Source organism: Streptomyces sp. NPDC056296 (assembly GCF_042268605.1).
Taxonomy (GTDB): domain Bacteria; phylum Actinomycetota; class Actinomycetes; order Streptomycetales; family Streptomycetaceae; genus Streptomyces.
Window position 1 is genome coordinate 1 of the sequence record NZ_JBHJRX010000018.1, and the last position, 18,144, is coordinate 18,144.

Annotated in this window: 15 protein-coding genes; 5 read left to right on the forward strand and 10 right to left on the reverse strand. The window is 73.2% G+C overall.

Annotated elements, in window-relative coordinates; all coding sequences use genetic code 11:
- Positions 1-90: 90 nt before the first annotated feature.
- From ACFCZF_RS15415 to ACFCZF_RS15440, 6 genes are all read right to left on the reverse strand, one after another.
- A complete protein-coding gene (locus ACFCZF_RS15415; protein WP_376672063.1) occupies positions 91-1,938 on the reverse strand; it encodes a biotin carboxylase N-terminal domain-containing protein in 1,848 nt (615 codons plus the stop codon).
- Between the two features lie 31 nt (positions 1,939-1,969).
- Positions 1,970-3,568 carry an acyl-CoA carboxylase subunit beta gene (locus ACFCZF_RS15420; protein WP_376672064.1) on the reverse strand — a complete coding sequence of 533 codons (1,599 nt, stop codon included), beginning with the start codon at positions 3,566-3,568 and terminating at the stop codon, positions 1,970-1,972.
- 103 nt (positions 3,569-3,671) lie between these two features.
- Positions 3,672-5,342, reverse strand: coding sequence for an acyclic terpene utilization AtuA family protein (locus tag ACFCZF_RS15425; RefSeq protein ID WP_376672065.1), 1,671 nt, complete (start codon positions 5,340-5,342; stop codon positions 3,672-3,674).
- Positions 5,339-6,205 (reverse strand): TIGR03084 family metal-binding protein, encoded by an 867-nt coding sequence (locus tag ACFCZF_RS15430; protein WP_376672066.1) that lies wholly within the window; start codon positions 6,203-6,205, stop codon positions 5,339-5,341. The genes ACFCZF_RS15425 and ACFCZF_RS15430 overlap by 4 nt, the downstream gene beginning before the upstream one ends.
- Before the next feature lie 132 nt (positions 6,206-6,337).
- Positions 6,338-8,134: a protein kinase gene (locus ACFCZF_RS15435; RefSeq protein WP_376672067.1), complete on the reverse strand. Its 1,797-nt coding sequence runs from the start codon at positions 8,132-8,134 to the stop codon at positions 6,338-6,340.
- A gap of 88 nt (positions 8,135-8,222) precedes the next feature.
- Positions 8,223-9,203 carry a DMT family transporter gene (locus tag ACFCZF_RS15440; RefSeq protein WP_375918423.1) on the reverse strand — a complete coding sequence of 327 codons (981 nt, stop codon included), beginning with the start codon at positions 9,201-9,203 and terminating at the stop codon, positions 8,223-8,225.
- Between the two features lie 306 nt (positions 9,204-9,509).
- Between ACFCZF_RS15440 and ACFCZF_RS15445 the strand changes: the two genes are divergently transcribed.
- Positions 9,510-9,962, forward strand: coding sequence for an NUDIX hydrolase (locus ACFCZF_RS15445; RefSeq protein ID WP_376672068.1), 453 nt, complete (start codon positions 9,510-9,512; stop codon positions 9,960-9,962).
- A 91-nt stretch (positions 9,963-10,053) separates the two neighbouring features.
- Positions 10,054-10,671 carry a dihydrofolate reductase family protein gene (locus ACFCZF_RS15450; RefSeq protein ID WP_376672069.1) on the forward strand — a complete coding sequence of 206 codons (618 nt, stop codon included), beginning with the start codon at positions 10,054-10,056 and terminating at the stop codon, positions 10,669-10,671.
- A gap of 49 nt (positions 10,672-10,720) precedes the next feature.
- Here the strand turns inward: ACFCZF_RS15450 and ACFCZF_RS15455 are convergent, their stop codons facing one another.
- The 3 genes from ACFCZF_RS15455 to ACFCZF_RS15465 all read right to left on the reverse strand — a co-directional run bounded on the left by ACFCZF_RS15455 (position 10,721) and on the right by ACFCZF_RS15465 (position 13,297).
- Entirely contained in the window at positions 10,721-11,314 is a 594-nt protein-coding gene (locus ACFCZF_RS15455) for a DinB family protein (RefSeq protein WP_376672070.1), read from the reverse strand.
- Between the two features lie 103 nt (positions 11,315-11,417).
- Positions 11,418-12,875 carry a VCBS repeat-containing protein gene (locus tag ACFCZF_RS15460; RefSeq protein WP_376672071.1) on the reverse strand — a complete coding sequence of 486 codons (1,458 nt, stop codon included), beginning with the start codon at positions 12,873-12,875 and terminating at the stop codon, positions 11,418-11,420.
- A gap of 149 nt (positions 12,876-13,024) precedes the next feature.
- Positions 13,025-13,297, reverse strand: coding sequence for a GntR family transcriptional regulator (locus ACFCZF_RS15465; RefSeq protein ID WP_376672072.1), 273 nt, complete (start codon positions 13,295-13,297; stop codon positions 13,025-13,027).
- Between the two features lie 147 nt (positions 13,298-13,444).
- Here ACFCZF_RS15465 and ACFCZF_RS15470 point away from each other — a divergent pair, with 147 nt between their 5' ends.
- A complete protein-coding gene (locus tag ACFCZF_RS15470) occupies positions 13,445-13,699 on the forward strand; it encodes a hypothetical protein (RefSeq protein ID WP_376672073.1) in 255 nt (84 codons plus the stop codon).
- Complete coding sequence (locus tag ACFCZF_RS15475) at positions 13,696-13,980, forward strand: hypothetical protein (RefSeq protein ID WP_376672074.1); 285 nt, start codon at positions 13,696-13,698, stop codon at positions 13,978-13,980. Before ACFCZF_RS15470 ends, ACFCZF_RS15475 begins: the two co-directional genes overlap by 4 nt.
- 39 nt (positions 13,981-14,019) lie before the next feature.
- On the opposite strand, the gene ACFCZF_RS15480 is transcribed toward ACFCZF_RS15475, so the two are convergent.
- Entirely contained in the window at positions 14,020-16,893 is a 2,874-nt protein-coding gene (locus ACFCZF_RS15480) for an FAD-binding and (Fe-S)-binding domain-containing protein (protein WP_376672075.1), read from the reverse strand.
- Positions 16,894-17,004: 111 nt separating this feature from the next.
- On the opposite strand from ACFCZF_RS15480, the gene serC reads away from it, so the two are divergent.
- Positions 17,005-18,123, forward strand: coding sequence for a phosphoserine transaminase (gene serC / locus ACFCZF_RS15485; protein WP_376672076.1), 1,119 nt, complete (start codon positions 17,005-17,007; stop codon positions 18,121-18,123).
- Positions 18,124-18,144 lie beyond the last annotated feature (21 nt).

Consider the following 18,144-nt stretch of genomic DNA (forward strand, 5'->3'; position numbering starts at 1 on the left):
GCTGGACTGGTACAACTACCACCGACCCCACACCGGCATCGGCGGCCACACACCAGCCAGCCGCGTCACCAACCTGCCCGAACAGCACACCTAGGTGCCTTGGACGACGGCCAGTAGAGAGCCCACCGTGACCTGCTGCCCGGGTACGGCCTTCAGGGCGGTCAGCGTGCCCGTGGCCGGGGCGGTGATCCGGTGTTCCATCTTCATCGCCTCCAGCCACAGGAGGGGCTGGCCGGCCTGGACCGTCGCTCCCTCCTTGAGGCCCTCCGCGACGCGGACGACCGTGCCCGGCATGGGGGCGAGGAGGGAGCCCGGGGCGTGCTGGTCGGTGGGGTCGGGGAAGCGGGGCAGGGCGGTGAGGCGGGTGGCGTTGACGTGGATCCGGTCGCCGTACGCCGCCACCTCGAACCTGCGCCGGACGCCGTCCGCCTCCAGCAGGACCAGGTGCGCGTCCGCGTGCAGAACGCGTACGCCGTCGGCGGCCGGACCCGTGCGGGTGTGGTGGTAGCGGACCTCGTGTTCCGCGCCCGCCATGCCGTAGCGCTTCACCTGGGGCTGCGAGGTCAGGTTGCGCCAGGCGCCGCCGAAGCGGGAGCGGCCGTGGGCGTCGGCGAGGGCGGCGGCCAGCGGGGCGAGGGGGTCGGCCGTCCCACCACGGGTGAGGTCGGCCAGGTGGCGGTCGTAGAAGCCGGTGTCCATGTGGGCGGTGGTGAACTCCTCGTGGCGCAGGGAGCGGACGAGGATGTCCCGGTTGGTGACCGGGCCGTGGATCGCGGCCCGCTCCAGAGCACCGGCGAGTCTGCGGACGGCCTCCGCGCGGGTGGGTGCGTGGGCGACGACCTTGGCGAGCAGCGGGTCGTAGTGGACGCCGATGTCGTCGCCGTCGGTGTAGCCGGTGTCGAGGCGGATGCCGTCCGGGACGGTGAGGCGGTGCAGGCGGCCGGTCTGCGGGGCCCAGCCGTTCGCCGGGTCCTCGGCGTACAGGCGGGCCTCGACGGCGTGGCCACGCGCGCGCGGGGGATCGTTTTCGAGGGCGTGGCCCTCGGCGACGCGGAGTTGGAGGGCGACGAGGTCGAGGCCGAAGACCGCCTCCGTGACCGGGTGTTCGACCTGGAGGCGGGTATTCATCTCCAGGAAGTGCGCCGTGCCGTCCGCGACGAGGAACTCGACGGTCCCGGCGCCGACGTAGTCGACGGCGCGGGCGGCGCGTACGGCGAGATCGTGGAGTTCACCGGTGAGCCCGGGCGTCAGGCCGGGCGCCGGGGCCTCCTCGATGACCTTCTGGTGGCGGCGCTGGAGGGAGCAGTCGCGGGTGCCGAGCGCCCACACGGTGCCGTGGGTGTCGGCGAGGATCTGCACCTCGACGTGGCGGCCGTGCTCGACATAGGGCTCCACGAACACCTCGCCGTCGCCGAAGGCGCTCACCGCCTCCGCGCGGGCTGCGGTCAGTTCGTCGTCGAGGTCGGCGAGGCGCCGTACGACGCGCATGCCGCGTCCGCCGCCGCCCGCCGCCGCCTTCACCAGGACCGGCAGGTCTGCCTCGGTGACGTGCGTGAGTGGCGCGATGCCCATCAGTTCCTTGGCGCGGGTCTTGGACGCCATCGCCTCGATCGCCTCCGGTGGCGGTCCGATCCAGGTCAGGCCCGCGTCGGCGACGGCGCGTGCGAAGTCGGCGTTCTCGGAGAGGAAGCCGTAGCCGGGGTGGACTGCGTCGGCGCCGGCGGCGATCGCGGCTTTCACGATCAGGTCGCCGCGCAGGTAGGTGTCGGCGGAGGCCGCGCCCGGCAGTCGTACCGCCGCGTCGGCCGCGCGCGCGTGGAGGGCGTTCTCGTCGGCGTCCGAGTGCACGGCGACGGTCCGGATTCCCAACTCACGGCAGGTGCGGAAGATCCGGCAGGCGATCTCGCCCCGGTTGGCGACGAGGACGGTGCTGATCACAGTGTTTCCCTCGCTGGTCACAGTGTTCCCCTCACATCCGGAAGACGCCGAAGCCGCCGCGCGCACCCTCGTAGGGCGCGGTGTGGATGGCGGACAGGCACAGGCCGAGCACGGTGCGGGTGTCGCGCGGGTCGATGACGCCGTCGTCGTAGAGCCGCCCGGACAGGAACATGGGCAGCGACTCGGACTCGATCTGCTGCTCCACCATGGCGCGCAGCGCCGCGTCGCCCTCGTCGTCGTACGGCTGTCCCTTGGCGGCAGCGGACTGGCGGGCGACGATGGAGAGCACGCCGGCGAGCTGCTGCGGGCCCATGACGGCGGACTTGGCGCTGGGCCAGGCGAAGAGGAAGCGGGGGTCGTAGGCGCGGCCGCACATGCCGTAGTGGCCGGCGCCGTAGGAGGCGCCGAGGAGGACGGAGAGGTGGGGCACGCGGCTGTTGCTGACCGCGTTGATCATCATCGCGCCGTGCTTGATGATGCCGCCCTGCTCGTACTCCTTGCCAACCATGTAGCCGGTGGTGTTGTGCAGGAAGAGGAGCGGGATGTCACGCTGGTTGGCGAGCTGGATGAACTGGGCCGCCTTCTGCGACTCCTCGCTGAACAGCACCCCTTGGGCGTTGGCCAGGATGCCCACCGGGTAGCCGTGCAGGGCCGCCCAGCCGGTCGTCAGGCTCGTCCCGTACAGCGGCTTGAACTCGTCGAAGTCGGAGGCGTCGACGATCCGGGCGATGACCTCGCGCGGGTCGAAGGGGGCCTTGAGGTCGTCGGGGACGATGCCGAGGAGGTCCTCCGGGTCGTACTTCGGCGGCTCGGCCGGGCCCGGATCGGGGTGTGCCTTGCGGTGGTTGAGGCGGGCGACGACGCGGCGGGCCTGGCGCAGCGCGTCCGGTTCGTCCACGGCGAAGTAGTCGGCGAGACCCGAGGTGCGCGCGTGCATCTCGGCGCCGCCCAGCGACTCGTCGTCGCTCTCCTCGCCGGTGGCCATCTTGACCAGCGGCGGCCCGCCGAGGAACACCTTCGCGCGCTCCTTGACCATGATCACGTGGTCGGACATGCCGGGGATGTACGCGCCCCCGGCGGTCGAGTTGCCGAAGACGACGGCGATGGTGGGGATGCCGGCCGCCGACAGCCGGGTGATGTCCCGGAAGATCCCGCCGCCGGGGATGAAGATCTCCTTCTGCGACGGCAGGTCGGCGCCGCCGGACTCGACCAGGCTGATGCAGGGCAGCCGGTTGGCGAGCGCGATGTCGTTGGCGCGCAGGGCCTTCTTCAGCGACCAGGGGTTGCTGGCGCCGCCGCGCACGGTCGGGTCGTTGGCGGTGATCAGGCACTCGACGCCCTCGACCGTGCCGATGCCGGTGACGAGGGAGGCGCCCACGGTGTACTCGCTGCCCCAGGCCGCCAGCGGCGACAGCTCCAGGAAGGGCGTGTCGGGATCAAGGAGCAGCTCGATGCGCTCGCGGGCGAGGAACTTGCCGCGCTTTTGGTGCCGGGCGACGTACTTCTCGCCGCCGCCGGCCAGCGCCTTGGCGTGCTCGGTGTCGAGGTCGGCGAGTCTGGCGAGCATGGCCTCGCGGTTGGCCCGGTGGTCGGGGGCGCAGGGGTCGAGGGCGGAGGGCAGGACGGTCACAGCGGGCTCCCCGGGGAGTACGGCGGGACAGTCGCAGCGGGCTCCCCCGGGGAGTACGGCGGGACGGTCACAGCGGGCTCCCCCGGGGAGTACGGCGGGACGGTCATAGCAGAACCTCCGGGATGTCCAGGTGGCGGGCGCGCAGCCACTCGCCGAGCGCCTTGGCCTGCGGGTCGAAGCGGGCCTGCGCGGCGACGCCCTCGCCGAGGATGCCCACGACGACGAAGTTGAGGGCGCGCAGGCTGGGGAGTGTGTGCCGGGTGACGGGCAGGTCGCGGGCCTCGGGGATCAGCTCGCGGAAGCGGTCGGCGGTCAGTTCGTGCGCCAGCCAGCGCCAGGCATCGTCGGTCCGCGCCCACACGCCGACGTTGGCGTTCCCGCCCTTGTCGCCGCTGCGGGCGCCGGCGACGAGGCCGAGGGGGGCGCGGCGTGCGGGCCCCGGCGGAAGCGGCTGCGGTAGCGGTGGTTCCGGTACTTCCGCCAGTAGGGCGGTGTCCTGGGCGCCGGGTACGGGAATCCGCTTCCCGTCGTGGAGGACGGCCACATGGTCGACGGCGCCATGGGGGACGTACACATCCTCGAAGACCCCATAGGGCGCGCCCTTTCCGGGTGGCGCCAGCACATGGAAGCCGGGGTAGCTGGCGAGGGCCAGCTCGACGGCGGCCCCGCTCAACGCCCGCCCGACGACCTGCTGGTCGGCGTCCCGGACGACGAGCCGCAGCAGGGCACTGGCCGTCTCCTCGGTCGGGGCGTCGGGCCGGTCGGTGCGGACGAGGTCCCAGCGGACGTCGGCGACCTTGCCGAGGGCGGGTTCCATCTGGGCCCGCACCAGGGCTGCCTTGTCCTCGATGCCGAGGCCGGTGAGCACGAAGGCGACCTCGTTGCGGAAGCCGCCGAGACGGTTGCGGCCGACCTTGAGCGTGGGCGGCGGGGCCTCACCGCGCACGCCCTCGATCCGTACGCGGTCGGGCCCGTCCCGGGTGAGCCGTACGGTGTCCAGCCGGGCGGTGACGTCGGGCCCCGCGTACCGGGCGCCGCCCGTCTCGTACAGCAGCTGGGCCGTCACCGTGCCGACGTCGACGAAGCCGCCGGTGCCGTCGTGCTTGGTGATGACGCAGCTGCCGTCGGCGTGCAGTTCGGCGAGCGGGAAGCCGGGGCGTCGGACGTCACCGTCGTGGAAGAACGCGTAGTTGCCGCCGGTCGCCTGCGCCCCGCACTCCAGCACATGTCCGGCGACGACGGCGCCCGCGAGCCGGTCGTACTCCGTCGGTGCCCAGCCGAAGTGCGCGGCGGCGGGCCCGGTGACCAGGGCGGCGTCGGTGACCCGGCCGGTGACGACCACGTCGGCGCCCGCCCGCAGGCACTCGGCGATGCCGAAGCCGCCGAGGTAGGCGTGGGCGGCCAGCGCTCCCGGGTGGGCGGCGGTGAGGTCGTCGCCCTCGACGTGCGCGACCCGTACGGGGATGCCGAGCCGTTCGGCGAGGGCGCGTACGGCGTCGGCGAGTCCGGCGGGGTTGAGCCCGCCGGCGTTGGCGACGATCCTGACGCCCCGCTCGTGGGCGAGGCCGAGGCACTCCTCCAGTTGCCGCAGGAAGGTGCGGGCGTACCCGGCGGCCGGGTCCTTCAGCCGGTCCCGGCCCAGGATGAGCATGGTCAGCTCGGCGAGGTAGTCGCCGGTGAGGACGTCCAGCGGGCCGCCGGTGAGCATCTCGCGCATGGCGTCGAAGCGGTCGCCGTAGAAGCCGGAGGCGTTGCCTATGCGGAGGACGGTCACTGCCCCTCCCCACGCGGCGGGCGTCCGGCTCCCGGCGGGCGTCCCGCTCCCGGCGGGCGTCCCGTTCCCGGTGGGCGTCCCGTTCCCGGTGGGCGTCCCGTTCCCGGCGGTCCCGCGAAGGCCTGGGCGATGTCCAGCCAGCGGTCGGCGTCCGGGCCCTCGGCGGTGAGGACGAGGTCGGCGCGGTGGGCGCGCTGGGTGGCGAGGAGGCAGAAGTCGAGGGCGGGGCCGGTGACGCGTTGCGGGGCGTCCTCGGGGCCGTACGCCCACACGTCCCCGCCCGGCCCGGTGAGTTCGACGCGGAACGGCTCGGCGGGCGGGGTCAGGCCATGGGTCGCGTAGGCGAAGTCCCGGGCGCGGACGCCGATACGGGCGATGTGCCGCAGCCGGTCGGTGGGCGGGCGCGTAACGCCGAGGGTGTCGGCGATGTCGAGGCCGTGGGCCCAGGTCTCCATCAGGCGGGCGGTGGCCATGGAGGCGGCGGCCATGGGCGGGCCGTACCAGGGGAAGCGGGCGCCGGGCGCCGACTCGCGCAGCGCCTTGTCGAGGGCGGCGCGGCCCTCCCGCCAGGCGGCCAGCAGCTCGGCGGGGGCCTGCCGGGCGCCTTCCTCGGCGCCGTCGTCGACGTACCGGTCGGGCACGGCGAGGGCCTGCTCGACCAGTTCCCGGAAGCCGTCCTCGTCGGTGACGGCGGCCAGGGCGGCGCGGTCGGTCCAGGCCAGGTGCGCGATCTGGTGGGCGATCGTCCAGCCGGGAGCCGGGGTGGTGAGCGTCCACTGCTCTGGACTCAACCGGGCGACCAGCGCGTCGAGTTCCTCGCTCTCCTCACGCAGGTCGTCGATCACGGGCGTCGGGTCGGACACGGGGCGCTCCCCTCGGGCACGGCGGTGTGCGGGGCGGTGTGGGGGAGCATGACAGGGGCGGGATTAACAATCAAGCATGCTTGCATGATTTTCGGCCCGCCTCCCCGGCGGCCGGCCCGCGCAGGGAACGTCTCAGTCCTTCTCCGCCCGCCAGACTGTGACGGCCGACCTGAGGAAGGCGAGTTCGGGCAGTGCGGTCGACTTCGTCTCGACGACGAGCAGCGCGATGTCTCCGTTGCGGTGCCTGACGCAGATCTCCATGCCCGCCGACGCGGCGGCCAGGAAGAGGTGTTTGCTCTTCTGACCGGCGGTCATCAGGGCGCACTCCTCGTATCCGGCACCCGGCCCGCCGAACATCATCGTGAAGACGCTGGTGTCGCTCTCCAGAGCACAGCCGACGTCCTTGCAGTCGAAGCGGATGTCCCCTTTGCGGTCCTCACGCAGTTCCCCGTCGGCGAGGCTGATCGAGGTGTTGGCGTCCACCGACATGGCGTTGTAGGAGTGGGCCCGCGGCGCCCCCGTCCCGGCGGCTGCGCCGTCGGCCACCGATCCGGACGTGGCCGACGAGTCGTCCCCCGGTGCGGACGACGACCCCGCCCCCTCGGCGTCGGCCGGCCCGGGCGACACGCCCCCGGACTCCGTGTCCCCGGACGCCGACGCCCCGCCCGCCCCCGCACCGGGCGTCCCGGACGCGGACGCCGCTGTGTCCCGGGTGCGGTCCCGGGCGGCATCCCACGCCGCGTCGAGGACCGTCCACGCCGCTGTGACCACGAGCCCTGCCGCGGCCAGGGCGGCGGCCGCGATGAGGGCGACGCGTCTCCTGCGGCGCTTGCGCTCCTCCGGCCCGGCCGGCCGCTGCGGCGCGGTCGTGCCGTACGGACCGGCGGGCCACTGCACGGCGCCCGGCCACGGTGCCGCGCCCGTCCACTGGGCGGTGGCGGGCCGCTGCTGGGCGGCCATCGGGTGCGGAGCGGTCCACGGCCCCGTGTGCACCGCGGTGGGAGCCGGAGCCTGCTCCGGGACCGACGCGGGCGGCGGCACCGCCACCTTCGGCCCGGCGACCTCCTGCCAGACGGCCGGACCCGCCCCGGCCTCGGCGTCCCGCCCCAGTTCCCGCCGGCACCACTCGACGACCTCCGCCAGGGTGGCCCGCTCCCCGGGGTCGGCGGCCATGCACCGGGCGATCAACGCGCGGAGCTGTTCGGGCAGCCCGGACAGGTCGGGCTCTGAGTGCACGATGCGGTAGAGGACGCTGACGGCGGGCCCGTCCCCGTAGAGCGGCCTGCCCAGCGCCGCGAACGCGGCCGTCTGGCCGAGCGAGAAGATGTCGGTCGCCGCCGTGACGTCGCCCCCGGACGCCTGCTCGGGCGCCATGAACTGGGGCGTGCCGATGGCGGCGCCCGTGGCGGTGTGCGCGGTGCTGTCGGCCGCGACCGAGATGCCGAAGTCGATGACGCGGGGCCCGTCGGAGGCGAGCAGCACGTTCGACGGCTTGAGGTCCCGGTGCACGATGCCCGCGCCGTGGATCGCCTGCAGCGCCTCGGCGACCCCGGCCATCAGCCACAGCACCGCCGGCACCGGCAGCGGCCCGCTCCGGGCGACGACGTCGGACAGGGCGGGCCCCGGCACGTACAGCGTGGCCAGCCAGGGCGGTGTGCCGTCCGGGTCGGCGTCGATCAGTTCGGCGGTGTAGGCGCCCTTCACCTTCCGGGCCGACTTGATCTCGCGGCCGAAACGCCGCCGGAAGGTCGGGTCGTCGGCCAGTTCGGACCGTACGACCTTGATGGCCACCGGGCGTCCGCCCTGGGTGTGGGAGAGGTAGACCCGGCCCATGCCGCCCGCGCCGAGCCGGGCGGCGAGCCGGTAACCGCCCACCGCGCGCGGGTCGTCGTCCTGCAATGGCTGGAAGACCTCGGCCGTGCGGTTCATCGGTTCCCTCCCCGTGATCCCGATGAGATGACCAGGTCCGCAGCCTATGCGGTGGGGTGGACGCCGGTCCGGCCGGGGGCGCCGGTGATCAGTGCGCCTGGGACACGTCCGGGAGCGCCTTCACCCGCCGCCGCCCCACCTGCGTCCGCACCGCCCCCATGCTGGCCGCGATGACCAGGGCGATGGCGGCGGACTGGGTGGCGGACAGGGCCTGGTCGAGGATGAGGAAACCGGCCGCCGCGGCGATGGCGGGTTCCAGGCTCATGAGGATGGCGAAGGTGGGCGCGGGCAGGCGGCGCAGGGCGAGGAGTTCGAGGGTGTAGGGCAGGACGGAGGAGAGCAGGGCGACCCCGGCGCCCAGCGCCAGAGTCATCGGGTCGAGGAGCTTGCCGCCAGACTCGGCGATGCCCAGCGGCAGGAACAGCACCGCCCCGACCGCCATGGCGAGGGCCAGCCCGTCGGCCTGCGGGAACCGGCGCCCCGTACGCGCGCTGAAGACGATGTACGCCGCCCACATCGCGCCCGCCCCCAGCGCGAAGGCGACGCCGGCCGGGTCGAGGCTGTCGAAGCCGCCGCCACCGAGGAGGAAGACGCCGGCCAGGGCGAGCGCGGCCCAGACCAGGTTGACCGCGCGGCGGGAGGCGAAGACGGAGAGGGCGAGCGGGCCGAGCACCTCCAGGGTGACGGCGGGGCCGAGGGGGATGCGGTCGACGGCCTGATAGAAGAGGCCGTTCATACCGGCCATGGCGATGCCGAAGACGACGACCGTGCCCCAGTCGGCCCGTGAGTGGCCGCGCAGCCGGGGCCGGCAGATGAGCAGCAGTACGACGGCGGCCACGGCCAGCCGCAGGGTCACCACGCCGAGCGCGCCGGCCCGGGGCATGAGGCTCACCGCCAGCGCGGCGCCGAACTGCACGGAGAGGCCACCGGCGAGGACCAGGCCGACCGGCCCCAGGGAGCCCCGTCCGCGCGGGGCACCCGCCGGGTCGGACGTGGGCCCGGTGCCCGCCACAGGTGCGGTGGCCGCGGCGGCCGGGGTGGACGGGGTGGCGGCGCTGGGGGTGGTCACGGGGCCTTCCTGGGTCTTGGCGCGAAGTGTCGGCGCGGGGACGGAACTCCTGCCGGGCAGCGCACGTCGCACTGCGCCGACCGGTCCAGAGTGCCGACCTGTCCAGAGTAATGATCTCCGGACAGGACCGTGCAAGGTTTACACACCTGACGATGAGTCCCTCGCCCCGCCCGGGTCAACTCCGTCCGTCATACGGACCGCCCGCCACGGCGGGTACCGTCCCCATGGCGAACCCCGTGTCCGAATCCCGTATCCGAATCCCGTAGCCGAATCCCGTGCCAGCCCCACCACATCTCCCGAGGTCCCGTGCGACGACTTCTTGCCCGCCTCTGGCGGCTCCTGCGCCCTGTTCAGAGCCGCGTCATGTGGATCCTGCACGCCAAGTTCGTGGTCGGCGTGACCGGTGTCGTGCGCGACGACGAGGGGCGGGTCCTGCTGCTGAAGCACCGGATGTGGCCGCCGGGCCGCCAGTGGGGCCTGCCGAGCGGTTTCGCGCGCAAGGGCGAGGACTTCCGGAAGACCGTGGTCCGCGAGGTGCGGGAGGAGACGAACCTCGACGTGGAGGTGGGCCGCCTGGTCATGCTGAACAGCGGCTTCCGCACCCGCCTGGAGGTGGCCTACGAGGCCCGCCTGCTGGGCGGCGAGCTGCGCATCGACCCCTTCGAGATCCTGGAGGCCCGCTGGTGCCGCCCGGACGAGCTGCCCGAGGGCGTCCAGCCGGTGTGCCATCCGCTGGTGCGGGGCGAGACGGTGCCCTGAATCGCCCGCGCGGGTGTGTCGAAAGCGCCGGTCTCCGATCGACGCAAGGAGTGAAGACAAAGACACACACCCACCCCGAGGAGCACCTCTCATGACCACCGTCACCGCGGACCTGGCCATCACCCTCGACGGCTACGTCGCCGGCCCGAACGTCACCCTCGACAACCCGCAAGGCGACGGCGGCGAGCCGATCTTCGACTGGATCCACACCCTGGCGAGCTGGCGGGAGCGCCAGGGCATGACCGGCGGGGAGGAGAACCGCGACTCCGAGCTGGTCCGCGAGTGGTTCGACGCCACCGGGGCGGTGGTGATGGGCCGGACGATGTACGACACGGGCGAGGAGTTCTGGGCCGACAACCCGCCCTTCCGCACCCCGGTCTACGTCCTCACCAACCGCCCCCGCCCGACCCTGGTGAAGGAGGGCGGCACCACCTTCACCTTCGTCACCGACGGCATCCACAGCGCACTGGAGCAGGCGCAGGCCGCCGCCGGGGACCGGAACGTCGACATCGCGGGCGGGGCGAGCACGGTGCGGCAGTACCTCGGAGCCGGACTCATCGACGAACTCCAGCTGCACGTGGTGCCCGTGCTCCTCGGCGACGGGCTGCGCCTCTTCGAGGGGCTGGGCGCGGTGCGGCGCGACCTCGAACAGATCGGGGTCGTCGAGACGCCTTTGGCCACTCACCTGAAGTACCGCTTCTTGAAGTGACCCGGCCGGCGCCTCGCCCTCGTCGGCCCGCCCGACCGGACGCCGCCGGTCAGCCCATGCTCTTGGCACCGTCCAGGGACTCCCGGATGATGTCGGCGTGGCCGGCGTGCTGAGCGGTCTCGGCGACGATGTGCATCAGCACCCGGCGGGCCGACCACTGCGCGTCGCCCTCGAACCACGGGGCCTTCGGCAACGGCTGCGTGGCCCCCAGGTCGGGCAGCGTGGCGACCAGGTCGTCGGTCCGGCGGGCCGCCTCGGCGTAGTCGGCCAGGACCCCGGCCAGCGTCTCACCGGGCAGCATCCGGAACTCGTCGGCCCGCTGGGCCCAGTCGGCCTCGGTCATGGCCGTGAAGTCTCCTCCCATCGCCGACGGGCCGTTCACGATGAAGTTTGCCCAGCTCCGCTCGACCGAGGACACGTGCTTGATCAAGCCGCCCAGGCAGAGCTCGCTCGCGGTGGTCCGGAGTCCAGCCTGCTCGTCGGTGAGGTCACGGGCGGTGAAGCGCAGGAAGTGCCGTTGGTGAGCCAGCATCTCCAGCAGGTCGGCGCGCTCACCGGTGACGGCCGGGGCCTCGGTCGGGTCGCCGGTGGTCGGGGCGCCGGTGGTCAGGTCGCGGGTAGTCGCCTCGTCGAGAGTGGTCATGGTCTCCGCCTTCCGGTGTTCTGCTCCGTCGGTCGAGAACCACGCTATGAGTCATAGAGGTCAGATCATGTCCTAGATCCCCCACAAGCGGCGGACGGAGTGTCTAGAGGGCGATCTCACCGCCGCCCATCAGCAGGCCCAGCCCCTCGGTGTCGTCGAAGGTGTCCCCGGACAGCCGGGTGACGCCCTCGGTGGCAGGCCCCTCCGCCGTGCCGGGCAGCAGCCACGCGACACTGTCGACCGTGTCGCTGCCCGGCGCGGTCACCACGAGGTCGGCACGGCCGTCGCCGTCCAGGTCGGTGAGGCCGACCGAAGCGCCGAAGTCGGCGTCCCCGCCCGGGACGGCACCGAGGTCGTCCCCGTCGAACAACCGGGCCCCCTCACCGCTGAGCCCGCCCGGCCCACCCGCCAGGAACAGCACCTGCTCCGGGCCCGGCTCCCCGTAGATGTCCCACCGGGGCGCCCCGGCCACCACGTCCGCATATCCGTCGCCGTTGACGTCCCCGGTGTCCAGGGTGGCGAAGACGGCGTCCTCGTCCTGAGGTTCCTCGCCGGGTACGCCGGAAGTGCCCCGGTCGACGGTCGTCGTCCGCCTCCCCGGCCCGGCCTCCGACCCGTACACCACCGTCACCGAGCTGCGGCTCGCGTCGCCGCCCCGGGGACTGAGGACCAGGTCGTCGTAGCCGTCGCCGTCCACGTCGCCGACCGCCCCCTCCCCCGCGTCGGGGAGGCGGGTGCCCTCCGGCTGCGTGAAGCCGTCCCGGCCGCCGCGAAGGTAGCTCACCGGCTGGTTCCTCTCGGACCAGGGCACCTCCGGTCCCGTGTCGGCGTCGTGGAAGCTCACCAGGTCGTCGATGCCATCGCCGTCGAGGTCCCCGGCGAGGAGGTCGCCGTAGTTCGCGGTGTCGACGTCCGGCGCGGGTCGGCGCGGGGCGGGGACGCGGCCCGTCCCGGCCGGGGTGCCGTCGCGCCCGAAGGGCCCTTTGAGCAGCCCCTTGTCGGAGCCGAGCCCGAAGACCAGGTCGGCGTGCCCGTCACCGTCGAAGTCACCGGCGGCGAGCTGCTCGTCCAGGATCGGGTCGTTGTCCCAGGCGACGTCACTGCGACCCGTCCCCGGCACCCGGGCCGCCCGGGACAACCCCTCCTCGGATCCCCACATGATGACCACGCTGGGCTCCCAGTCGAAGACGGAGGCGGCGAGGTCCGTGTACCCGTCCTCGTCGAAGTCGCGGGCCACCACGTCCGACCCGAAGAAGGCCTCGTCGCGGTTCTTCCCGGGTATCCCCGCATCGTCCTGGGTGAGGTACTGGCACCGGCCGACCCCGGTCCCGTCCCCCGCCCCGTACGCGACCTCGATACTCCCGCCCCCGCTGCCGCCCTGCACACTCCCCATCGAGCCGAAGGCCAGGTCGGGGTGACCGTCACCATCGAAGTCGGCGGCCCTCTCCGAGGCGGGCCCCTCCGTAGCGGGCCGCCCCGACGCGGGCGCGGCGGTGCCGTGGGCCGGGCTCCGGCAGGCGTACGGCGCGGCGATGTCGGCCGGCTCGCTGTTCGCGATCACCACACCCACGGCAACCACCAACGCGACGACGGCCGCGCCCCCGCCGATCACCCAGGGCCGCTTGCCGACCCTTCGTCGTGGAGCTTCCGCTTGATCACTCGAACCGTCCATAGGAACGATCACGCGACGGCGACGACTCGCGGTTCCGATCAAGCACCCGAGGCGGGGTCACCGTCTTCTGTCACTTGCGGCCGACGGGCAACGAACGAGCCGAGCCCCACTTCGGCGCGGATCAGGCCTTCACTTTTCAGGTGGGCCAGCGCCTTCTGAGCGGTCGACGCCGCGATGGCGAATTCGGCCGACAACTCGACCACCGACGGAACCCGGGCATCAACGGGATAAGTACCGTCCGCGATGCGCGCCTCAATGGCAGCGGCGACCTGCCGCCACACGGGCCGGGTGCGATCAAGCTCGGGAGTCATGCGGTGGACGCTAAAACTCTGCGGTAGACCGCGCGACCGCAGTATACTGCGGTAGACCATGGAGACCACTCCCACTGAAGACCCCCGCGACGGGTGGAGCCGTCCGGGGGCGCGGCCACCAGCTGGATCCTGAACGGAGCTGATGACATGACCAACCTTATCGACCGCCTGATCGGGTGGGCGAGCGAGCTGCTCAACCCCCGGGGCGCCCACCGCTACCGCAACGGCAATCCCCCGCCCGTCCGCACCACACCGCACCATCCAGCCGCAGCCGGCGTCCCGCCCCTCCCCTCCCACCGCAGTCCCTACGGCCTGCCCTCCGCCCTCGACGGAACCGAGACGACGGCCGTACGCCCGTACCTCCTCGCGCACCCGCCGTACGAGCTGGAGGCGGCAGCATGACGCAACCGCGCGAACCCCGCCTGCTCCCCTGGTCCGGCCCCGACGGCAAGCCCTGCTACCTGATCACCGACGGCGACGGCGGCCCCGTCTCGCGGCTGGCAGACACCACCGAGAGCACGCAGCTCGGCATGGGCGCCGAGCTCCTCGCCCACGCCCACGACCTCCTCCCCCGCGCCCCGCACAGCGAACTCCGCTACCTCGCCGAGCTCCTCACCGAAGCCCTCGCGGACGCGCTACGGGTGGCTGAGAGCCGAGGGCGGAGGCTGAACGGGCTCAACTGAGCGGATCGAGGACGCGCGGGGCGGTTCTGTCCTCGGTTCTCAGGACCGCCCCAGCCCTTCCGCCAGCACCTCCGCCAAGTGCCGCCCCCGCACCCCCGCCAACTGCTCCAGCTGCGTCCGGCACGAGAAGCCGTCCGCCAGGACCACCGCCCCGTCCGGTGCCTCGCGCACCGCCGGGAGCAGCTGATCCTCCGCGCAGGCGGCCGAGACCTCGTAGTGGCCGTCCTCGAAACCGAAGTTGCCCGCGAGGCCACAGCAGCCGCCGGTCAGCTCGCCGGTCAGGCCGGCCGCCTCACGCAAGCGGCGGTCGGCCGCGTCGCCCAGGACCGCGTGCTGGTGGCAGTGGGTCTGGCCGGTGACCGGACGGTTCACGGCGGGCGGGATCCAGTCGGGGGCGTGGCGCTCCAGGGCCTCCGCGAAGGTCAGCACGCGGGCCGCGAGTCGAGCCGCCCGTGGGTCGTCGTGGAGGAGCTCGGGCAGGTCCGTGCGCAGAGCGGCGGCGCAGCTCGGTTCCAGGACGACGACCGGCGCGGACGTCTCCAGTACCGGGGCCATCAGGTCCAGGGTGCGGCGCATCACCGCTCGGGCGCGGTCCAGTTGGCCCGTGGAGACGTACGTCAGGCCGCAGCAGACCCGGCCCCGGCGGGCGGTCAGCAGCGCCAGAGCCGACTTCGACGTACCGTCCCCGATCACGGCACGCCCCGGCAGCAGCGTCGGCGGCAACGCCACCCGCAGCCCCGCAGCCTCCAGCACCCGTACGGCCGCCCGGCCCACGGAGGGTGAGAGATGCTCGGTGAACGTGTCGGGCCAGAGGACCACCAGGTCACCGGACCCGGTCCGTCCGACACCCCTACGCCGCCCGCGCCACCACCCGCTGAACGTCTCCCCCGCGAGCCGCGGCACCTCCCGCTCCCCCGCGATCCCGCCCAGCCGTTTCGCCACCGCCGCCAATGGCCGTACGGAGGCCAGCGCGTTGACGACCGGCGCGACACGCGCCCGCGCCGCCCACCGCAGCCACACCGGCAGCCACCCCATCGCGTAGTGGGCGGCAGGGCGGCGGCGGCCGGCGTAGTGGTGGTGCAGGAACTCCGCCTTGTACGTGGCCATGTCGACCTCGACCGGGCAGTCGGAGCGGCAGCCCTTGCAGGACAGGCACAGGTCGAGGGCGTCCCGGACCTCCGTGGAGCGCCAACCGTCGGTCACCAGCTCACCGGCGAGCATCTCGTGCAGCAGCCGGGCCCGCCCGCGAGTGGAGTGCGCCTCGTCTCCCGTCGCCCGGAACGACGGGCACATGACCGAGGAGCCCGCCGCCGACGTCGTACGGCACTTGGCGACCCCGACGCAGCGCCGTACCGCCGCCGAGAAGTCGCCGCCGTCGGACGGGTAGCCGAACGCCACGTCCACCGGCTCGCGCGGCAGGACGGAGAAGCGGAGGTTCGCGTCGAGGGGTGCCGGGCGGACCAGCATGCCGGGGTTGAGGAGGTCGTCCGGGTCCCAGACGGACTTCGCGCGCTCGAAGAGGGCGACCGTCTCCTCGCCGTACATCCTCGGCAGCAGCTCCGCCCGCGCCTGCCCGTCCCCGTGCTCCCCGGACAACGAACCCCCGTGCGCCACGACCAGGTCCGCCAGTTCCTCCGAGAAGCGGCGGAATCGGGCGACCCCCGCGTCCGTCAGCAGGTCGAAGTCGATGCGTACGTGGATGCAGCCGTCGCCGAAGTGGCCGTACGGCGTGCCGCGCAGGCCGTGGGTGGCGAGCAGGCCCCGGAAGTCCCGCAGGTAGGCGCCCAGCCTGGCCGGCGGCACGGCGCAGTCCTCCCAGCCGGGCCACGCCTCCGCGCCGTCCGGCATCCGTGTCGCCGTGCCGCTCGCGTCCTCCCGGATCCGCCACAGCGTCCGCTGTCCGGCCGGGTCGGTCACCACCAGCGCGTCGACGACGTCGGCCGCGCGCACGACAGCCTCCGCACGCGCGCGTGCCTCCGCCGCCGACTCGCCGCCCGTCTCCACGAACAGCCACGCCCCGCCCCGGGGAAGCAGGGCCGCGGCCGACACCGGCACCAGGTCCGCCGCCATGCCCTCCACCGTCAGCGGCCCGAGCGGCAGCAGCCCGGCCGCCGCCTCCGCCGCCCCGGCCTCGTCGGCGTACCCGAGCACCGCCAGCGCACGCGCGCGCGGTGCCTCGACCAGCCGGACCACCGCCTCGGTCAGCACGCCCAGCGTGCCCTCCGAACCGCAGAAGGAGCGGGCCACGTCCGCGCCCCGCTCCGGCAGCAGCGCGTCCAGCGCGTAGCCGGAGATACGGCGGGGGAGGTCGGGGAAGCCGGTGCGCAGGCGCGCCAGGTCGCCGTCGACCAGCTCCCGCAGGCCCTCCGGCGCCCCGGCCCACTCCTGTCCGAGCCGCAGCCGTTTCCCCCGCGCGGTGAGCACCGTCAGTTCGCGCACGCTGTCCGCCGTCGTGCCCCACGCCACCGAGTGCGAGCCGCACGAGTTGTTGCCGATCATTCCGCCGAGCGTGCAGCGGCTGTGGGTGGAGGGGTCGGGGCCGAAGCGCAGGCCGTGCGGGGCGGCGGCACGCTGGAGGCGGTCGAGGACCAGGCCCGGCTGGACGACGGCCGTGCGCGCCTCCCGGTCGAGCGAGACCAGCCGGTTCATGTGCCGGGTGAAGTCCAGGACGACGCCCGTGCCGGTCGCCTGCCCCGCGATGGACGTGCCACCGCCCCGCGCCACGACCGGCACCCCGCGCGCCCGGCACACCTCCAGTACGGCGGCCACGTCGTCGGCGTCTCTCGGTGCCACCACACCGAGCGGGACCCGACGGTAGTTGGACGCGTCCATGGTGGTCAGGGCCCGGGAGGTGACGTCGAAGCCGACCTCGCCGCGAACGGCCGTGCGCAGTGCTGCCTCCAGATCGGTCATGTCATCCAGCATGGGCTCTTGTGGTTCGCTACAGGTCCGCAAGGCGGAGATCTCGTCTCATCGGACGGACATGGCTTCGCCCGGTTTGGCCGACGGGATACCCTCCGGCACGTGGCTGAGATCCAGATTCCTGCTGACATCAAGCCCGCGGACGGTCGATTCGGCGCGGGTCCCTCCAAGGTACGGGTGGAGGCGCTGGACGCCCTGGCCGCCACCGGTACGTCCCTGCTCGGCACCTCCCACCGCCAGGCCCCGGTCAAGAACCTGGTCGGCAAGGTCCGTGAGGGCATCCGCGAGCTGTTCCGGCTCCCCGACGGCTACGAGGTGGTCCTCGGCAACGGCGGCTCCACCGCGTTCTGGGACGTCGCGACCCACGGCCTGATCGAGAACAAGTCGCAGCACCTGAGCTTCGGCGAGTTCTCCTCCAAGTTCGCCAAGGCGGCGAAGCTCGCCCCGTGGCTGGCCGAGCCGACGGTCGTCTCCTCCGAACCGGGCACCCACCCCGAGGCGCGGGCCGAGGCCGGGGTGGACGTGTACGCCTTCACGCACAACGAGACCTCGACCGGTGTCGCCATGCCGATCAAGCGTGTCGCCGGTGCCGACGAGGGCTCCCTCGTCCTCGTCGACGCCACCTCCGGCGCCGGCGGTCTCCCCGTCGACATCGCCGAGACCGACGTCTACTACTTCGCCCCGCAGAAGTCCTTCGCCTCCGACGGCGGCCTGTGGATCGGCGTGTTCTCCCCGGCCGCCATCGAGCGCGCCGAGCGGATCCACGCGAGCGGCCGGCACGTCCCGGAGTTCTTCTCGCTGCCGACCGCGATCGACAACTCCCGCAAGAACCAGACGTACAACACCCCGGCGCTGGCCACCCTATTTCTCCTGGGCGAGCAGCTGGACTGGATGAACGGCCAGGGCGGCCTGGACTTCACCACCGGCCGCACCAAGGACTCGTCGTCCCGCCTGTACTCCTGGGCGGAGGAGGCCAAGTACGCCACGCCGTTCGTCTCCGACCCGGCCAAGCGCTCGCAGGTCATCGGCACGATCGACTTCGCCGACGACATCGACGCCGCCGCCGTCGCCAAGGTGCTGCGCGCCAACGGCATCGTCGACACCGAGCCGTACCGCAAGCTCGGCCGCAACCAGCTGCGCGTCGCGATGTTCCCGGCGATCGACCCGGCGGACGTCGAGGCGCTGACCAAGTGCGTCGACTACGTGATCGAGAAGCTCTGATCACCGCTCCCGCAGTACGAC

What these genes read in the sequence shown, in the direction of transcription:
- ACFCZF_RS15465 (WP_376672072.1), bottom strand. Translation starts at nt 13,297, where the DNA reads ATGACTCCCGAGCTTGATCGCACCCGGCCCGTGTGGCGGCAGGTCGCC.
- ACFCZF_RS15480 (WP_376672075.1), bottom strand. Translation starts at nt 16,893, where the DNA reads ATGACCGATCTGGAGGCAGCACTGCGCACGGCCGTTCGCGGCGAGGTC.
- ACFCZF_RS15435 (WP_376672067.1), bottom strand. Translation starts at nt 8,134, where the DNA reads ATGAACCGCACGGCCGAGGTCTTCCAGCCATTGCAGGACGACGACCCG.
- ACFCZF_RS15475 (WP_376672074.1), top strand. Translation starts at nt 13,696, where the DNA reads ATGACGCAACCGCGCGAACCCCGCCTGCTCCCCTGGTCCGGCCCCGAC.
- ACFCZF_RS15470 (WP_376672073.1), top strand. Translation starts at nt 13,445, where the DNA reads ATGACCAACCTTATCGACCGCCTGATCGGGTGGGCGAGCGAGCTGCTC.
- ACFCZF_RS15450 (WP_376672069.1), top strand. Translation starts at nt 10,054, where the DNA reads ATGACCACCGTCACCGCGGACCTGGCCATCACCCTCGACGGCTACGTC.
- ACFCZF_RS15455 (WP_376672070.1), bottom strand. Translation starts at nt 11,314, where the DNA reads ATGACCACTCTCGACGAGGCGACTACCCGCGACCTGACCACCGGCGCC.